1 protein-coding gene is annotated in these 315 nt (G+C 71.7%); it reads right to left on the bottom strand.

The window, feature by feature from the left end:
* On the bottom strand, positions 1 to 315 hold a 315-nt coding region (locus GV790_RS29565), incomplete at both ends, for a DUF72 domain-containing protein (protein WP_163818099.1).

The following is a 315-nucleotide window of genomic DNA, read 5'->3' as shown; positions in this document are numbered from 1 at the left end:
GCCCAGCACAGCGCCGCACCGTGGTGTTCGAGAACCTGCCTGGTCTGCTCGGTCCACCAGGATTCGTGGCGCGGTTCGACCGCCACCTGTGTGCCGGGCGGAAAGCAGCGCAGGCACTGGCCGAGCAGGTCGGGATCGGCGCGCAGGGTCGGTGGGAGTTGCAGCAGGATCGGGCCCAGCCGCTCACCCAGGTGCACCGCCCGCCCCATCAGCCGCGCCACCGGCTCCGCGGGTTCACGCAGGCGTTTGATGTGGGTGAGGAAGCGGCTGGCCTTGACCGCGATCCGGAACCCCGCCGGGGTACGGGTCCGCCAC

It is taken from the genome of Nocardia cyriacigeorgica, from assembly GCF_010858045.1.
Lineage (GTDB): Bacteria > Actinomycetota > Actinomycetes > Mycobacteriales > Mycobacteriaceae > Nocardia > Nocardia cyriacigeorgica_E.
Note: the sequence above shows the minus strand (reverse complement) of the source record. Positions and strands in the feature narration are given on the sequence as shown.